Annotated in this window: 17 protein-coding genes; 15 read left to right on the plus strand and 2 right to left on the minus strand. The window is 48.9% G+C overall.

All coding sequences use genetic code 11. The features are described from left to right. Positions 1 to 5: 5 nt before the first annotated feature. From ACI0FR_RS07625 to ACI0FR_RS07690, 14 genes are all read left to right on the plus strand, one after another. Positions 6 to 1,301, plus strand: coding sequence for a phage major capsid protein (locus ACI0FR_RS07625; protein WP_461667905.1), 1,296 nt, complete (start codon positions 6 to 8; stop codon positions 1,299 to 1,301). Positions 1,302 to 1,364: 63 nt separating this feature from the next. Beyond that, positions 1,365 to 1,523, plus strand: a complete 159-nt coding sequence (locus ACI0FR_RS07630; protein ID WP_461667906.1) for a hypothetical protein — start codon at positions 1,365 to 1,367, stop codon at positions 1,521 to 1,523. A gap of 3 nt (positions 1,524 to 1,526) precedes the next feature. Beyond that, the gene (locus ACI0FR_RS07635; protein WP_461667907.1) at positions 1,527 to 2,108 is read left to right on the plus strand and encodes a head-tail connector protein; all 582 of its coding nucleotides are present in this window, start codon (positions 1,527 to 1,529) and stop codon (positions 2,106 to 2,108) included. Beyond that, complete coding sequence (locus tag ACI0FR_RS07640) at positions 2,108 to 2,452, plus strand: head-tail adaptor protein (protein ID WP_461667908.1); 345 nt, start codon at positions 2,108 to 2,110, stop codon at positions 2,450 to 2,452. The genes ACI0FR_RS07635 and ACI0FR_RS07640 overlap by 1 nt, the downstream gene beginning before the upstream one ends. Then, positions 2,449 to 2,850 (plus strand): DUF3168 domain-containing protein, encoded by a 402-nt coding sequence (locus ACI0FR_RS07645; protein ID WP_461667909.1) that lies wholly within the window; start codon positions 2,449 to 2,451, stop codon positions 2,848 to 2,850. Before ACI0FR_RS07640 ends, ACI0FR_RS07645 begins: the two co-directional genes overlap by 4 nt. Before the next feature lie 150 nt (positions 2,851 to 3,000). Next, positions 3,001 to 3,432 (plus strand): HK97-gp10 family putative phage morphogenesis protein, encoded by a 432-nt coding sequence (locus ACI0FR_RS07650; RefSeq protein WP_461667910.1) that lies wholly within the window; start codon positions 3,001 to 3,003, stop codon positions 3,430 to 3,432. A 19-nt stretch (positions 3,433 to 3,451) separates the two neighbouring features. Next, on the plus strand, positions 3,452 to 3,895 hold the full coding sequence (locus tag ACI0FR_RS07655) for a phage tail tube protein (protein WP_461667911.1): 444 nt from the start codon (positions 3,452 to 3,454) through the stop codon (positions 3,893 to 3,895). Beyond that, positions 3,895 to 4,320 carry a gene transfer agent family protein gene (locus ACI0FR_RS07660; RefSeq protein WP_461667912.1) on the plus strand — a complete coding sequence of 142 codons (426 nt, stop codon included), beginning with the start codon at positions 3,895 to 3,897 and terminating at the stop codon, positions 4,318 to 4,320. The genes ACI0FR_RS07655 and ACI0FR_RS07660 overlap by 1 nt, the downstream gene beginning before the upstream one ends. A 959-nt stretch (positions 4,321 to 5,279) precedes the next feature. Further along, positions 5,280 to 8,513 carry a tape measure protein gene (locus tag ACI0FR_RS07665; RefSeq protein ID WP_461667913.1) on the plus strand — a complete coding sequence of 1,078 codons (3,234 nt, stop codon included), beginning with the start codon at positions 5,280 to 5,282 and terminating at the stop codon, positions 8,511 to 8,513. Further along, positions 8,513 to 9,235 carry a hypothetical protein gene (locus ACI0FR_RS07670; RefSeq protein WP_461667914.1) on the plus strand — a complete coding sequence of 241 codons (723 nt, stop codon included), beginning with the start codon at positions 8,513 to 8,515 and terminating at the stop codon, positions 9,233 to 9,235. Before ACI0FR_RS07665 ends, ACI0FR_RS07670 begins: the two co-directional genes overlap by 1 nt. Positions 9,236 to 9,237: 2 nt before the next feature. Then, positions 9,238 to 9,810: a transcriptional regulator gene (locus ACI0FR_RS07675; RefSeq protein ID WP_461667915.1), complete on the plus strand. Its 573-nt coding sequence runs from the start codon at positions 9,238 to 9,240 to the stop codon at positions 9,808 to 9,810. 1 nt (position 9,811) lies between these two features. Then, a complete protein-coding gene (locus ACI0FR_RS07680; protein ID WP_461667916.1) occupies positions 9,812 to 10,210 on the plus strand; it encodes a DUF6950 family protein in 399 nt (132 codons plus the stop codon). Positions 10,211 to 10,212: 2 nt separating this feature from the next. Beyond that, complete coding sequence (locus ACI0FR_RS07685) at positions 10,213 to 12,411, plus strand: phage tail protein (RefSeq protein WP_461667917.1); 2,199 nt, start codon at positions 10,213 to 10,215, stop codon at positions 12,409 to 12,411. Between the two features lie 33 nt (positions 12,412 to 12,444). Next, the gene (locus ACI0FR_RS07690; RefSeq protein ID WP_461667918.1) at positions 12,445 to 14,433 is read left to right on the plus strand and encodes a right-handed parallel beta-helix repeat-containing protein; all 1,989 of its coding nucleotides are present in this window, start codon (positions 12,445 to 12,447) and stop codon (positions 14,431 to 14,433) included. A 1-nt stretch (position 14,434) separates the two neighbouring features. On the opposite strand, the gene ACI0FR_RS07695 is transcribed toward ACI0FR_RS07690, so the two are convergent. Both ACI0FR_RS07695 and ACI0FR_RS07700 read right to left on the minus strand, forming a co-directional pair. Beyond that, positions 14,435 to 16,459: an acyltransferase family protein gene (locus ACI0FR_RS07695; RefSeq protein ID WP_461667919.1), complete on the minus strand. Its 2,025-nt coding sequence runs from the start codon at positions 16,457 to 16,459 to the stop codon at positions 14,435 to 14,437. Between the two features lie 388 nt (positions 16,460 to 16,847). Further along, positions 16,848 to 17,150, minus strand: coding sequence for a DUF982 domain-containing protein (locus ACI0FR_RS07700; RefSeq protein ID WP_461667920.1), 303 nt, complete (start codon positions 17,148 to 17,150; stop codon positions 16,848 to 16,850). A 383-nt stretch (positions 17,151 to 17,533) separates the two neighbouring features. Here ACI0FR_RS07700 and ACI0FR_RS07705 point away from each other — a divergent pair. Then, the coding region (locus ACI0FR_RS07705; RefSeq protein WP_461667921.1) for a lysozyme at positions 17,534 to 17,730 on the plus strand (197 nt) is incomplete at its 3' end.

A 17,730-nucleotide genomic window follows, 5' to 3' on the forward strand; every position in this document is an offset into this window, starting at 1 on the left:
TTCCCATGACCCGTATTTTTAACTCGCGTAAAGTACGCGGGATCGTAGCCGTGCGCGCTGAAGCCGGTGATATCAAGGCTGCAATCGATGGTGTGAACCGCGCTTTTGAAGAATTCAAATCCGAGCATAAAAAGGAACTGGAAGCTGTTCGCAAGGACGTTGTGCAGTCTGAAAAAGTTGATCGCATCAATGAACAGATTGGCGTTATGTCCACTGCCATTGATGATCTGAATGTCAAAATGGCTCTCGGCAATGTTCCGGCCAAAGACGGCGACAATGACAGCCCAGAAATGAAGGAATATAAGTCCGACTTTAACGACTGGGTGCGCACCGGTGAAGGTGAGGGCAAGGTCCGCTCGGCCAATCGCCCCGATGGTGTTATGGCCTCCATGTCGGTCGGTTCAAATCCTGATGGTGGCTTTACTGCCCCTGTTGAATGGGATCGTCAGATTACCGACAAACTGGCAACCGTTTCACCGATGCGCCGCTTTGCATCGATCCAGAATGTTCGCGGTCAAGGCTTCAAGCACCTCTATAATATGCACGGTGCAGGTTCTGGCTGGGTTGGTGAAACTGCCGCTCGTCCTGAAACAAATAGCCCTAAATTTGCAGAATATGCTTTCAAGTTTGGTGAACTGTACGCCGATCCGGGCATCACACAAACTTTGCTGGAAGATAGCGAGATCGACATCGCGGCTTATCTCGCCGGTGAAGTTGATCTGGTGTTTGCCCAGCAGGAAGGTGTTGCGTTCCTGTCCGGCGACGGCGTGAATAAGCCTAAGGGCGTACTCATGTTTGATGCGGCGGCAGAAACAGCGCTGCCAGCGGGTGAAAAACATCCACTCGGCCCCGTCCTTGAGGTCAATACTGGCGCGGCTGCGGCTCTTACCGCTGATGGCTTGATCGATCTGGTTTACGGCATTCCATCGGAACGCATTACGCCAAGCTCGGCCTTTTACCTTAACCGCAAGACGCATTCCGTCATTCGCAAGATGAAGGATGGTCAGGACAACTATCTCTGGCAGCCGCCTTTCCAAGCAGGTCAGCCAGCGCAGGTTCTCGGTTACGCAGTCAATGAACTGTCCGGCATGCCTGATGTGGCCGCAAACGCCATTCCGGTCATCTTCGGCGATATGGCGCAAGGTTATCGCATCTTTGACCGTGTGGGCGTTCAGGTTCTTCGTGATCCATACACCAATAAGCCTTACGTGATGTTCTACACACGCAAGCGCGTTGGCGGTGGTCTCTGGAACCCTGAGTTCATCCGTTATCACCGCGTGGCGGCTGCACCTGCACCGTAACAGTTGGCTTTACAGTCGGGCGGCTCACGCTGCCCGATCACTAAATTCAATTGGAGCAAGCCGATGAAATTCATAAAGCCTTTCAAGGGCGCAACAGGTGGTAACCCGTACCCAACAGATTTCAATATTGGTGACGAGTGCCCAGAAGACCTCATTCATGCTGCTATTCAGGTAGGGGCGGTTGAGCGCCCAAAGGCCAAAGCAAAGACTGAAAAGGAATAAACGATGAAGCCAATCCGTGCGGCTGCACCCACATCTTTGCCTGTTACCCTTGATGAAGTGAAGGAAGCCGCACGGGTTGATTTCAACGACGATGATCAGATTTTGCAGGCATATCTTGGCGCTGCTGTTGATTATTTAGACGGTTGGAGTGGCATTTTAGGCAGAGCCATCATTAATCAGGATTGGCGACTAGATCTCGCTCTCTGGCCTTCCTATGGGATTGTTCTGCCATTTGGTGATGTATCTACCGCAAGTGTTAAATACATCGATCCCGCTGGCGCTGAACAGGTTCTTCCAGATGATGCGTATGAGGTCGTCGAAACTGCCACAGGCTCGTTATTGCGGTTCCGTGGCAGCTTTGACCAACCTTCATTAATCAATGACCGTTCTGATGCCGTGCAGGTGACATTCACCACGGGTTACGGCGAGGATGCCAGCAAGGTTCCTGCATCAATCAAAGTGGCAATTATGCTGATGGTTTGCCACTGGTATGAAAACCGTGAGGCATCCAGCACAGACGGCATTCGCAAACTTCCCTTGGCAGTTGATGCGCTGATTACGCCACATCGTAGGGTGTTTTTCTGATGGCAAATAACCGTTCTGCCGGATCGCTTTATCATAAGGTCGCGTTTGATCTGATTGAGGAAGTCGAGGACGGCCACGGTGGCTTTGATCAGAACAAAGTCACATTCGAAACACGGGCTCATATCCGGTATTTACGTGGCGGTGAGACTGTTCAGGCCGCACGGTTGGAGGGCAAACAGCCGGTTGTCGTCACGGTGCGCCGCAGCAGTAAGACGATGCAGGTTGATACCGATACCGTCATGAGAGATGCACGCACCGGCACGGTCTATAATATCCGTGCTGTTGTGCCGACCGAAGACCGTCAGTTCATCGAAATAACTGCCGAAAGCGGGGTGGCCGTATGAGCGTGTCTGTGGCGTTTCAGGACTTATTGCTAGCTAAGCTCAAGGCTGATCCGGTTGTTGCCTCATTGGTTGGTAGTCGCATCTGGGATAGTCCGCCGTCATCACCTGAGTTTCCGTATATCACATTAGGCGCAACAGATTTCACACCCACGGATGTCGATTGCATCGACATGCGTGAAGAAACCGTTCAGATCGACGTATGGACGCGAGCAAACGGCAGAAAATGGCAGTGCAAGCAGATTGTAGATGCCGTTGTGAATGTGATGCGCCGTTTGGATGGTGACCTCTCATCAGGCACTTTGATTGATGGCCGAATAGAAATCGCCCGTGTGCTGGATGATCCGGACGGCATTACAACACACGGTGTCGTTCAGTTTACCGGAATTCTTGAAGGATAATCACCATGCCTCGCGTTCGTTTTACGGCTGCTTTCGATTGGAAGCCTAAGCCGCAGATAACTATTGCCTATCCGGAAGGGTTCGAGGGTTTGGTCACAAGGTCGTGTGCCGAGAAGGCGATCAAGCAACAAAAAGCCGTGAGGATCAGTGATGGCAACCTACGCAAAGATAATCGGACTGGCAAAGCTTCAGCGAAAGTTGAACCGGATGCCACAGGTGGCGAAGAACGAAATTCGGAAGGCGCTTGAAACCTCAGCGGATGAAATTGTCGGTATGGCACAGCGGTTGGTACCTGTCGATAAGGGCGACTTGCGTAATAGCATCGGTTGGACTTGGGGCAAAGCTCCCAAGGGGGCGATGACGTTGGGAAAAGTCGCTGAGGCCAGTCTTGCTGGTGATTTAACAATCACGATTTACGCAGGTAACAGCGAAGCCTTTTATGCCCGATGGATCGAGTTCGGCACTCAGAAAATGCCAAAGCAAGCATACTTTTTCCCATCTTATCGAGCGAACAGGAAGCGGGCATTGAGCCGTGTTCGTCGTTCCATAACAAAAGCGGCGAAACAGGTCGCATCATCCTAATATCAATGGAGAAAACATCATGGCAACCAAACCAAAACCGATTAGAGGCGGTAAGGTACGCGTACTATTAGGTGACGATTCAACCCCAGTTGAATATGTGGCACCGTGCGGATTTACCCAGCGATCAATCACCCTAAGCAAGGGCCTTGAAGATATTTTAATGCCAAACTGTGATGACCCTGATGCAGTGCCATGGCAAGGGCGTGATGCCACTAGTTTGTCAATCTCGGTAAGTGGTGAGGGCATTCTTCTAGATACATCGGTCGAGACATGGCTTGATGCTTATGAAAATACTGAATCCACCCCTGCAAAAATTGAATGGGAATTCCCAGACAAGACCATTACATGGACTGGCTTTCTTCACATCGAAACTGTTGAGGTTGGCGCAACCGATGGTCGCCGCGTGACACTGAATGTGTCGATGCAGTCAGATGGTGAAATGGTTCGTGTGGTGGCACCATAATGAGTAGAGACGCATTGGTACAAATGATCTGGGCGGATGGTGAATACACCTTCCGCTTGGGCTGGGGCGAATTAGAAGCATTGCAGGAAGCCTGTGACGCTGGCCCATGGGTGATTTTAGAGCGGCTATATAATCGCCAGTGCAGGTCAGGTGAGATCGCTCACGTTATCCGGCAGGGGCTGATTGGTGGTGGCAAAACACCCGTTGAAGCGACAACGTTGGTAAGGACTTACGTCGAGAAGCGAGTACCAGACTTGGCACAGAACCTTCTGTTTGCAACTGCAATTCTTCAGACTGCCATCCATGGCACGAAAGATGAACCAGTGGGGGAGCATCAGGCGGCAAGTCAGACGGGGAGCAACTCGACAGCCTCCCCAATGGAAAAATCAGATTTGCCGCAATCTACGGAAATGGAGCAGCATTAGGATATACGCCACAGGAAGTACGGCAAATGTCCATGTGGCAGTTCATGGCCTCAGTCGATGGCTATGTAAAAGCGAACACACCGGAAGATAAACAGGGCTTATCCGGTAAGGAAAAAGACGAGTTATTTGAATGGTTGGATGAGTGAATACCCCGCTTCGGCGGGTTATCGGCAATAGCTCCCATCGACATACGTTTTGTTGCCATTCGAGTTTATGTAATAGCACCCACCGCGTGGGCCGCGATAATACCTCCGGCTAGATGACCATCGAGATGCTCTGGAGCTTGTTTGGGCAGGTGTTGATATTCTCGGATACTGTTCCACCCTAACGTTAGGTGATGGAGGTTTCATTGTGACATGAACAATATCGCCGTAAGCGTGCCTGTCGCCTAAAATTGGCTTAAATCGAGCTTGTGCGACAGTACCGTTTGATATTGATGCTGTCGCGACAGTTGGGTGACCGTTGCTCAACGTCTTGATCGCAATACGGCCAGTTAGGCCGCCATCGCATGTAATATCTGTCGTGATATCAGTTTCCAAGGTAGAGCGTGAATACGACCCCATGCAAACTACGGTTTTGCCAACATTCGTAATGGTAAAGCCTTGAATAAAGACTGGGTCTGAAATTGGCTCCATCCCGCTAGCGCACCCAGTTAAAAGTGCAATTGTAACAAGCCACATAGCCCGCATACCTTAACTCCCCCTTATCCCCACGCTATCAAATCAAAAGAGAGCTGGAATGTCGAGGGTTATCAATCGCTCATAGAGAGCGCCCTACGGGGCGCTTTTCTAAATAAATTAATTAAGGCAACTTGCCCGTATCGAAAAAAGAAACGCATTTCCTAAGTCGATTTTCCCGTTCGGCAGGCCCCATGCTTTCGGCAAAGCTTTTGTCGTATTCGGGGCGTGTGGTTATTAATCGCCAGCAGTTATTGGTAAACTCTTGTCGTTCTTTGGCTTGTGCATATTGTGCCCGAGTACGTGCTTCGCTGTATTCGTTCCAGAAGAAATAGCCAACGAAGGCAATCACGACGATGCAAGTTATACCAATTAAAAATCTCATTTCATCCCCATAAGCTCGCTAACTCGGGCTTTTTGTTTATCAGGATAGACCAGACCATGGCAACAGACATTGAAAAGTTGGTTGTGCAGCTTTCGGCTGACTTCAAAAGCTTTGAGAAGTCTCTGGCGCGACAGCAAGGTGTTGCGAACAAGCAGTTTAATGCCATTGAACGCCGTGCTCGCCAGATGAATAAAAATCTGGACAGTATCTTTTCGCGCTCATTTAAAGGACTAACCGGACCATTAGCGGGGGTTGGTGCCGCGCTTGGCGTAAACGAGCTGCGCAAAATGACTGATACTTGGACTGACCTTAATTCGCGTGTCGCACTTGCTGCTGGCGGCATAGAAAAAGGTACGGAAGTTATGGGGCGTCTTGGCGAAATGGCTCGCCGTACTTATTCCGACCTTGAACAGACAACGGAATCCTATTTATCGAATGCCACGGCCTTGCAGGAACTTGGCTATAGTACCGACCAATCGCTTGATTACACAGAGGCGCTTAATAATGCTCTCGTTGTTTCCGGCGCGAAAGGACAGCGTGCCGCTACCGTAACTGACGCTCTGGCAAAGGCTATGGCGCTAGGTAAGCTGTCAGGACAGAACCTTAATACAGTAATTTCTCAGGGCGGGCGGGTCGCAGAGGCACTTGCGGCTGGCCTCGGCACTACCGTTGGCGGCCTTCGTAAACTCGGGGCTCAAGGTAAGATTACAGGGAACGATGTTGTTAAGGCGCTTTCCAGCCAGATGGAAACATTGCGCAAAGAAGCAGAGGCGATGCCAGCCACTATTGGCGATGGCATTCAGCTTTTGCAAAATGCACTACTAGAATACGTCGGCAATGCTGATCAGGCTACAGGCGTTAGCGCTAAGATTTCAGAAGCCTTGGTCATCATGGCCGATAATTTTGACAAGACAGCCGATGTTGCATTGCAGCTTGCTGGTGTCATTGCGGGGGCGCTCATTGGTCGCTCATTGTTAAAGATGATCTCGACTCTTGGTCTTGCAGGCACCGCCCTTAAGAACTTTACACAGGCTTTAGCCGCTGCGCGTACGATGGGCGGGTTGGCTACAGCGTTTGGCGGGCTTGGAGCTGCTGCTGGGCCGGTTGGCTTGCTGATCGGCGGCGCGGTTGCGCTAGGCGTTTCTCAATATGCGCTTAGCAGTGCTGAAGCGGCTGATCGGACAGATAAGCTGAATGAAGAGATGCGCAAACTTGGCTTACTGGCGCCTGTTGCGGCTGATGGCATTGATGAGGCAGCGGAATCGCTCACAAATCTAAGTGAGTCGGCTGCGGCTAGAAAGCTGAAAGAGATTCGTGAAGAGCTTGATGCCATTCGTAAAGGCAGTATTCTTGCTGATGGTGAACTTGAAAAGTTTAGGCAAAAGGCGTGGGCTAGCAAGTCGAATAGCTGGTTCGCCAATCCTGAAGAAAAACGTAATAATTCGGCGATAGATGAGCTGATGCAGTTTGCTGAACAGGCTAAGCAGGCCGGAGCGCCACTTGATGCAATCTTAGCTAAAATTAATGAGATAAAGAATACAAGTGTCAGTCAGGGAGTTATTGACCTTTCAAATGAGCTTGAAGGAACGATTGAACGGGTTCAAGCGCTCCATGGTTACACTGCCCAGTATCAGGATACATTTGACTTAACGGATGCTCGTGAAGCTGTTCAAGGCCTGTCGGATCACTTGGATATGCTCAGCACTAAAGGCGAAATTAGCCAAAAGTTAAAAGACGATACTCAAAAAATCATCGCGGACTTTCTTAAGGCGGAAGAAGGTGCGGATGATGCCGCCGCTGCCATTATAAAGTTAGGTGAAGCAAACCCTTCTTTTGCTGCCTTTTTTGATAAAATTGCAGCTGCTATTGAAGAAATGGGAAGGCTTGCTGCGGAAGCAGATAAGGCAAACAATCTAATTGCAGGAGTGTCTGGCCAAGGCTCATCTTCATTCAGCCGTGGTGGTCGTACCCGTGCACGGCAAAAAGTTATCGAAGAACGTCAGCTCAACAATGAATATGTTGCAGGCGCGAAACAACGTGCGTCTCTAAGTAAGTCCCAATACGATCTTGAAACCAAGATTGCGCAGGTTCGCGCGCAATCTATAAAGGATGGCCGTAAACTAACCGAAGCTCAGATCAAAGAAATTGCACAGGCGCAACTTGCCGGTGACGCTTCCCGCTCTGCCGAAGGTAAAAAGCCCAAGAAAGAGAAGAAGCAGCGCGACAATGATTATGAGCGCGTTACTAAGGGTCTCAAAGAGCGATGGGTGATGCTCAATCGGGAGGCTGAGGTTTTAGATAATCTCAACCCACTTATTGATGATTATGAATATTCGATCACGAAGGCCACGACTGTGCAAGAGTTGCTTAACGCGGCCCATGCGGCGGGCCTTATAAAGACTGCTGATTTGGCGGCTGCCACGCCAGCCTTGCGTGAGCAGATTGAAAGTCTGGCAGAAGGGTATGCTCAAACTACAGTCGCAGTAAACCAGTTGGCCGAGTCTCATGAGCAGGTGCGGCAAGCATCTGACTTCCTCAAAGGCAGCATGATGGATGCTTTTCAGTCGATGATACCTGCTATTGAGACCGGCAATAAGGCGCTAGACGGTTTTCTCAATACATTGATGGATGCTGTTAATCAGGCGTTACTGTTGGGTAAGGGGCCATTGGCCGGGTTGTTTGGGGGCGGTGGACTTCTGGGCGGTATCGGTAAAATCTTTGGCTTTTCAGAGGGCGGTTATACTGGCTCAGGCGGGAAAAATCAGCCAGCTGGCGTTGTTCACAAAGGCGAGGTTGTCTGGTCACAAAAGGACGTTGCGCGGGCGGGCGGCGTTGCTGCGGTTGAAGCCATGCGGCGCGGTATGCGTGGTTATGCTTCCGGTGGTGTTGTTGCTATGCCAACCTTGCAAGCGCCAATCATGCCCGTGCTGAAAGCGCCGCAAAGTGGGGGGATGCAGAGTGTTCATGTCACGGTCGGGATTTCGTCTGATGGTAATGGCAATATTAAGCCGTTTGTCGAAAGTGTTGCCCGTGGTGAAGCTTTACGTTCCACGGCTCAGTTATCAAATAAAGTTCCAGCAATGGTTGATAGTCGTAATAATAAACGGCAATTGCGGGGAGGACGTCCCTAATGGCTCGGTTGCTTTCGTGGCCGGTCGGTGTTCGGTCTAATTCCCGTGAACCCTTATCGGGGCCACGTGCGGTTGGTTCTGGCTCGACCGATAGTGTCCAAGGTTTCAACCAAAGTTATAGCTCGCCATTTGGCTTGTGGAGTTGGCGTTTTGCATTTCCACCATTACGCGGGCAAGCATTTAGACGTTACCGTGGGCTTGTGACTGCCTTGCATGGCGGCGCAAATGCTGTCCGTGTTTCCTTTTGTGATTGGGATGGCCTTTCCTTCAATCAGCGTGGTGTGCAATCCACCTCGCAATCATGGCGGGCAGGGCAGACATGGGGCAACAGTTTACCTTGGGATAATGGGAAAAACTGGCAATCCAGTAACCCGCTTGTTCGCATTGTGGCTGATACGCAAAAGGATGGCACCGAGATCAAGTTGGGAAATGAGTATTTCGGCCATCAGCTTGATATCGGGGATATGATCGGTTTTTCACCGTTTCACTTTGGGCTTTATACGATCACCGAGGTTTTTGAACCTGGGCATTATCGTATTTGGCCGAAGCTTCGTAAGGCAATCAGCGTGGATGATTATGCAACACTTAATCCGGTTCTTGCCATGCGCTTGGCGGGACAGGATGCTGCCCCGCTGCCTCGGGAAGCCGCGTTTGCTACGGGCTTATCAATCTCGCTGATTGAATGCCTTGATTATGATGTGCGTGATTATTGGACGGATTAAATATGGCAGTTTTTACAGCTGAGGATCTGGCAAAGCTGCGCCGTCCGCATGTGGCGCGGGCGTGGTTTCTGGAAATGGATCTGCCATCAGGCATTGCTCGTCTGCACAATGGCACAGGCCGTGTCACACTGAATGGCCATGAGTGGCGGGGTGTGACTGATCCGCTTGGCACGCAAATGGTTTCATTGAGCAACATTGAAGAGCCGCGCTTCGGGCAGGCGGTGGCGGTTGAAGTCACTTTGTCCGGTGCAAATAGAGAGTTCTTCAAGTCGGTTCATGCCAGTGCGCGTGAGATCGAGGGCAGGCGAGCGGATCTATATTGGGCTGCATTTGATGGTGAGACCGAGGAACTGGTTATCCCTTTACGAAAGCTCTTTCCGGGCAAGCTCAGTGCGCCATCACTCACTTGGGGTGGCATTGGGCTGCGCACCGTTACCGTTACGGTCGAAAGTATCTGGTCGTCGCAAAACTATCCGTTTGGTGGACAGTGGAACCCAGCCGATCAGCGCCGCCGGTATCCGGGCGATAAGGGCTTAGATTTTGTCGGTGTTAAAGTCATGGAAAACTGGAAATAACATGGAACGGTCGGAGCTATTAAAATCCTTCATTGAAGGCTGGAAAGACGTGCCTGTTGTCTGGGGTGAGAGTGACTGCACGGCCTATGCTGCTAAGTGGGTGGAAATCGCCACCGGATGCCCTATGGCTCGTCTTGCTGATTATTCCAGCAAAGATGAGGCTTTGGAGATTATCGCGCAACACGGCGGCTTGTTGGCGCTTTGGAGTAATGCGCTTGCTCAAGCAGGTATATTTGAGAACAGGGGTGATCCGCAGCTCGGCGATGTGGCCTTGGTGCGCACTGCCGATTATGGCGATATTGGTGTGATCATTGCCAATGATGGTGCCTGTATTCTTCGTACTGAAACGGGTACCCGATTTTTAAGACCGCGATCCTTTGTAAAGGTCTGGGCTATTTAACCATGAAAAAACGTCTTGTTCTTGCAGTCAGCTCATATCTGCTTATGAGCGGGACGGCTTTGGCTGATCCAATTTCTATTGGCAGTGCGGTCATATCGGGTTTGATGTCGATTGGCGCTGCCGGAATTTTGCCTGCCATGAGTGCCGGCATGCTTGGATCACTTGTGCTTGGTGCAGGCGCGATTGGTGCGCAATTGCTTGCTGGCGCAATGTTCGGGCCTAAGGCACCTAAGATTGATCCGGGCGAATATAAAAGCACGTTCGAAACAGGTAATAGCTCTGAAATTCGTGCAATTGGGCGCGTACGTATTGCAGGCCTTAAAGCCTTTGGTAATACGACTGGCTTGGATCGCTGGCGTTTGATTTGTCATGTACGCGGGCGTGCTGCTGCGATTGAAGAGCATTTCATTGGTGGGCGCGAAGTTACCATTGATAGTGACGGTGCGGTGTCATCGCCGCCTTGGTCACGAAAAGGTGGCTCATGGCTCTATATCAAAAGCAAAAACGGCAATGGTAGTGAAGTAGCATGGCCGGAACTTATGGATGCTTTCCCCGCACTTTGGACGGCAGAGCACCGGGTACGTGGTATAGCGCAAACGCTCATTCAGTATATTTCGCCCGGCATTAATGATGAGAAGTTCTTAAAACTTTATCAGGGCGGTGAGCCGCCATATGAGCGGGTGCAGCGGTCTGAGTTTATCTATGACCCGCGTGATCCGTCTCAACAGGTCGATAATCCAAACACATGGAAATATTCCGACAATGGTGTGTTGGGTGTGGCGCATATCTTGCGCTCATATCCCAGCCTGAAATCATTCGACATTGATTGGGCTGTGATCGGGCAAGAGGCTACGAAGGCTGATCAGGTAATGAATGTCCATGGCGGTACGGAACCACGCGCCCGTGCTTGGGGTGTCTGGCCGTCTGAGCGTCCACGCGGTGAAGTGGTTGAGCAGGCGCTCCAATCCATCGGTGCTGAAATTGTACCGACTGAGAATAATAAATACGCCATCCGATTGATTGATGATGTTCGCACACCTTCACTAACGATTACAGCCAGAGATATCGTTGATCTACAATGGAAGTCTGGTCCCGATAGTGTCGAGCGCCCAAACGTCTGCCGGATCAAATATTATTCGCCTGAGCGCAATTACGAAATGGCAGAGATTGCGCTTTCAAAAAAGCCAGATGATCCAAGCTCTACCCCACTAAGTTGGTCACGTGATCAGGCTGAGATTGACCGTGTTGGTGAGCAGTATTTTGATGTCGAGCTGCCGTTCTGTCCTTCGAGTGCGCAGGCACAACGGATAGGCCGTAGGCTGTTCGCGCTGGCACGTGCTGATGTCGGTATGGTTACCACCAATATGGCAGGTCTGGCCGCTTGGGGGCATACGACAATCAAGCTTGAATTGCCTGATCTTGATGAGGTGGTGACGGCGGCAATTGGTACGCCACGGGTGAATGACAGTGATGGCACTGTGGAAATTCCTTTTATGGTCTGGCCTGATTTACCCACTTGGAGCGTAACACGGGATGAGGCACCGCCACCGGAACGCATTCCGGATATGCAATATGAAAGCGAGTTGCCAACACCGGCACTGCCTTCAGGATTAACACAAGTTCGCTACCCTGATGGTTCTTATGAATTGCGAGCCGCTTACAATGGTGTGGCTGGTGGTACGGAGGCTGAGGCGGTGGTTCGCACTTACGCTGATGGTGAGCCTGATCCGTGGCAACAGATGACTGCCTATGGCAGTGGAACAGGCGCTCGTTATGCTTATCGGGCAGGAGATCATAGCGGCAAAAAGGCTGATCTACGTGTCCGTTTCTTCAACGATAAAGACGAAGGCTCTTATTGGTCACCGTTTTTGAGTGTTGATCCGGTTATCATTGATAATAGTCAGCCGGAACCACCCACAATCAATATCAGTGAAGATGATGGTGGGGCTTATGTTTTTAAGGGAACGATTACGGTTGTCTCCAATGAACTCAAAGTTTGTGCCTGCCGTCTTGAAATGGATGGAAATCCAATTGGGCAGGAAAACACGCGGCCACAGCAAGGTTTTTCACGCGCAGTCCAGCTATCAGGCGGCAATCATGGCGTCACTTACATTATTCGCGCTTACGCCATCACTTCAAACGGTACCGAGAGCTTAGCGGCTACCAGATCAATTTACGTTGCCGGTGAAGGCAACGATTAATCAACATCCATTACAATTTGGAGACTACAGGTCATGAGCATTTTCACAAAGCTCGGAGTGAGCGTTGCTGCGCCTTTTAATGCGGATGGCACTCCACGACAGATTTCGCCGCAAGACTTTCAAATCTGGATGACCGAAATTGAACGGTTGATTAAAGGGTTGATCGCAGGTGCTGGCGGGCTTGAGCTGCCAGAGTTGATTTATAAGTATGTGATCACCGGTGGCAATGAAAATAATATCATCGCCCAGCCAAGTGCCACGCCGCCGACCGCTGCTGGTGAAGCGCTATTCACGATAGAAATTGCCCAAGCCAATTCCGGCAATGTCACAATCAATGGAAAACAGCTTTTGACAAGTTCCGGCAATCAAATTTCTGCTGGTGGTTTAGTATCGGGAGTTTGGTTATTCTTGGATGACGGGGAGAATTTCCGACTAGTCTCGGATCAGGCCAGTCAGTCTATTGTATCGGAAGCTGAGCTTGCATCGCAAGCGTCACTAGTGGCGCAAATGGGTGCTGAGGCTGCGCTGGCAGCTGTTGAAAATTTGGCGTCTGATGTGGTCAGCCAAGGTAATGTGCCGATTTACTCGACCTTGCCTTCCATAGAGACACTGGAAATACCGGCGGGTATTACTGCAATACGTGTCAACGGGAGAGATGCCGTAGGTGATGGTGAGGACCACCTTTATAAGCGCGTCTCGGAAGAACCCGAACACGCGGGCAAAGTGCAAAGCGCTAATGGCATATGGTTTGAAGACCCATTTTTTGTTGACTTTACAGTATATATCCCATCTGACTACCTAACCATACAATCAGCAATTGATGCTTTAAGTAGGAAGCAGATACGTCAAGGTTCGCATATTGTTATTATGATTGAATCTGGTCATAAAATCGAGAAGGGGATTGTTGTAGCGAATGGAGATTTTTCAAAATTCGTAATTAAATCTGAAGATGCAGTAATGGAGTTAAGTTCTCAGTTTGATGTAAATGAACATCTCCTCGAAGGTAAAAATGCACGCATACCCGTTCTTTCCGCCCTTGTTGATATGAATGGCTTTGGGAAAAGCGGTATGGATTTGCGAAATGGCTGTGTGGGGATGATCATGCCAGGGGCAGGATTTAAAAATGCCCGTGTTTATACTTTAGATATTCATTGTTCGAACTTAGATGCGATTGAAACGATTTTTGATGGATGTATAGGCACTAGAAATATCCACGTTACTCATGGGGCCACGGTTAATCTTTTGCGATCAACTGTGCGAAATTCACTCAATACAGCCTTGTATGCTAGCCATGGTGGAAAAATTGCTGCTTACGGGGTTTTGATTGAGAATACACAGGGATATGCTGCTTTAGAGGCAACAGGGGCAGCTTCCATTGAAGCATTTCAGGCTGTAATCAAAAACAGTGCTCAGAATGCAATTTATGCTAGGACGGCTGGCACCATTAACGTCAGTAATGCGGAAGTGCATAGCGCTGATTATGGGGTGCGAGCATTTTCTGGTTCTTCAATATCGGCTTCCGGTGTTAAGTTAATTGATTGTAACTATGGGGTTTCTGCTCAGAATTCATCATTCATCGACGTTCAGAACTCCGAATTAAATGGCTGCACATTTAATGCCCTCTCAGCTTCTTATTGCTCTAGCATCAACGCAAGCGGCGCAAAATGCAATGATGCGGGTGGCGATGCAGTATTGGCTAATTATTCGTCAGATATTGATATCTCAGGGGGGGAGGCCAAAAATAGCGGAGGTATTGGTGGGCATGCGAGACGAGGTAGCCGGATCGTAGGGATTAATACCGATTTTAGTGGAGCCACAACCTATGGCGTTCTTATTCGGGAAGGAAGCACTGCCTCTATATTGGGGGCTAATTGCCGAAGAGGGGTGGTGGATGTTGGCGGGGACAATGCGGATATTCGTGCAGCCGTAGGAGGAATTATTTCATGTAACTCCTCCACTGTTGGTGGGTTAAGCGTAGAGAAAAATACCCTATCTGTTGACGGCATCATTTTCCAACCGTGAATTATTTTTCTGCTATCTCACCAGCTGCCCAGGAAAATTCATCCTGATGCGCTTTAAATAACTTTTGTACACCAGCAGTCGTTAGGTGCACTTTATCCGAAAATAGGATCTCTTTCGTTTCAGGTGAGTAACCGCGACACGTTGATTCATCACAGAATGCTGGCAGCGGGTCAATAACACGTACATTTGGTCTTGCTTTAAGCACGTTATCGAGTGCGGTTACAGACGGTGCTCGCGTATGCTCTGCTTCAGCGCGTGTGACAGAACATATTTTGTCTATATCAGCGAAATATTTTCTAGCACGTGTTATGCATGCCTCTGCGGGAGTTGGGAACTCAGGCGTAGGCATGACAATTAAAATGCGAGTTAAGCCTTTATTGTAAAGAGTATCAATTGTATGCAAAAGTTGAGTTTCAATTGCTTTGATTTGATCTTTTTCGGGCTTAGCTGCACCTGCTGGACCAAGAGAGCGCAATGATAGTTTTTTGCCATCAACATTGGCAATGGCTGATGTCCATCGTCCGATTAGTATTGCGTATGAAACCGGAACTTCAGATGTGCCGATGATATCTTTACCCAATGTAAACTCGGTCCGACATTTTTCTCTTACTTTTCTGCGAACGAAGGTATCCGTATCAAAAAGTGGCAAGCAGCTCGTAGAGATTAAACTTGTGAGACGTGACGGAGCTGCGTTGTTTTGTGTGAATTGCGATAAAGTATCATATGCGCGAAGAGCGTAAGAATCACCAAAAAGTAAGCCGTATTGTTCTAAATTGCCTTCATTCAGGCAGTTGTCCTTGGCATTTTCAGACTGCAACTCACATACGCCGCCTCTTGAAAATGTTTCTGCTTGAACCGTTGGTACTGCTAATATCTGAGTTAAAGAGCCCAGTGAACTGGTGCCAATTATCGCAATACTGGCACAGACGGCGCCACCAACAATCGTCGGCTTCCATGAGCGATCACATTTAGTCTTTTGACGCCATTCTTTGATTGGCTTTTCTATGAACCAATATGTCAAGCACGCTAAAACAAAGGACATCGCTGCCATAAGCAAGCCGGTACCAATGGTGAGCGTTTCAAAATTATAAATTCTTGCAAATACGATCAACGGCCAATGCCATAGATACCATGCATAAGAAACAAGGCCGATCCACAAAAAAGGTTTAATTGAGAGCATGCGGCTGACTAAAATACCACGATCTGCAAGGCCGCAGGCTATTAATGTTGCTGTGGCAAGAACAGGAAATAACGCATAAAATGAGGGCCATGGGCGCTCTGAGCTGATTAATATAATCGATAGAACGAGCGCGACCAAAGCCGCAATGGATAGAACATTGGTTAGTATGCGTGGCAGTCTTGAAACGTATGGCACAGCAAGTACGAGTGCGCCCCCGACCATGAACTCCCATGCGCGCAGCGGCATCAGAAAAAAAGCGTAATTCTTATCGTCATTTGCTTCGGTCAACCAAATGCTTCCACTCAGCGATAAAACAAATACAAGAAGTACTAAAAATTTAGACAGTATTGAAAAACGATGCGCAATTGCTGCAAGGCCAACTAAAATTATGGGGGCAACTAGATAAAATTGTTCCTCGACGGCCAGTGACCACAGATGAAGTAGAGGCTTTAAAGTTGACGAACTATCGAAATAACCTTGTTGATCTAAGAAATAATGATTCACTATCATCAACGCAGAATAAATAACTTGATTTCCGAAGTCCTCAAACTCGCTTGGAGTAACCAATACGAACGAGGCAATTATACAGGATACAAGGATTACAAGCAGGTAAGATGGCAGTATGCGAAGTGCTCGCCTTGCCCAGAAAGTTTTAAAGGAAAAATTACCTTTATCAAGGCCGCTTACGATCTGATTAATAATCAAAAAACCGGAGATGACAAGGAAAACATCAACCCCTACAAAGCCCCCAGTGATAACTGGGAGACCTGCATGATACCCGACCACGGAAATAACTGCGATCGCTCTTAGGCCATCGATGAACGGAACGTAGTTGTTCTGAGACATGTTTTCCTCAGTTTATGATTCTTTTACTGATGCTCCTAACTTATTAACTGTTGATCAGCAAGTTCATTGTAGTTGAATTGTGCTGTACAAAACTGAATGTTAGTATTTCTAATTGCTAATATTAAGAGAGTTTTTTAATTCATTTCGTCCGTTTTCATTCACATGCGTATGTTTTTAAAGTGATATTTTTTCACTTATAAGTCTGATACCTCATAAAAGGAAAATCTCATGGATAAAACCGTGCCAGCTGGCGCGGCGATCTTGCTTAACTTCATTCGAGAGATTGAAGTCGGCCGGACTGACCGTGCTTCATATGATGTTATCTACGGCCATAATAGAATAGACAGCCCTGATAACAGTGGCTAGCAGGGCTGTGCTTTGTTCTTAACTATGCTGATAGTTTATCGCTAACAGTAGCTTCTTTATGCAGCCATGGTAACGAGATATTCGGCTGATCAAGTATGCCGCGTTTTCTAGCAAAGCCCTTAATCGCATTCTGTGCAGCTACGATTGGCTTCACACCATCATGCGCGTCGCAACAAGCTTTCCAAGCGGTCTCGTAAATCAGATCACGATCATCTTCCGGCCATTCATATAAGAACATAAGCGCATCGTGAATACTGGCAATCTCTAATGTTAAATATCGACCATTCTTTACGTAAACAGGCTCGTCAAACAAACGATCGCTCACCTTAACCTCCTTTAAAAGAACGAAATATGTTGGAATGACGTGTTTGATTTAGTGCTGAAGAAACCAAATTCAAGGCAGTCATTTTTAAAAGAAGGAACTTTTTACGGGTGCAGCGGTTCATCTTTGAGGAGGTGCCCTTATGAGCAGTTTTGAATTTGAATCCGTTTACAATGGTTCTGTCGTTCTAATCACAATTGGCGTTGTATTGATTGTATTTTTTGCATGGCAGTGGCGCCGCCGTTACCGGTCCCGAAAACAGCGGCCCAAATAGGTTCCTGACTTATCCCCGTCACGGTACGGCGTGGTAAAATCATAGAGTTGGAATCTCACTAAAAAATATGCCTCGCTTTTGCGGGGCTTTTTCTTATCGAAAGGTAAAGACAATGACACGACGTATTAACGCGGCGGGGCTTTCGCACATCCAAAAATGGGAAGGTAACCGCCTGACAGCCTATCAGGATGTGGCGGGTATCTGGACGATTGGCTACGGCCACACATCTGCCGCCGGTGCACCCAAGGTGGTGGCAGGCATGAAGATCAATGATCAGGAAGCTGATCGTATCCTGCGTGCTGATCTGGC

This window comes from Paenochrobactrum sp. BZR 201-1 (genome assembly GCF_044987585.2).
GTDB lineage: Bacteria > Pseudomonadota > Alphaproteobacteria > Rhizobiales > Rhizobiaceae > Paenochrobactrum > Paenochrobactrum pullorum.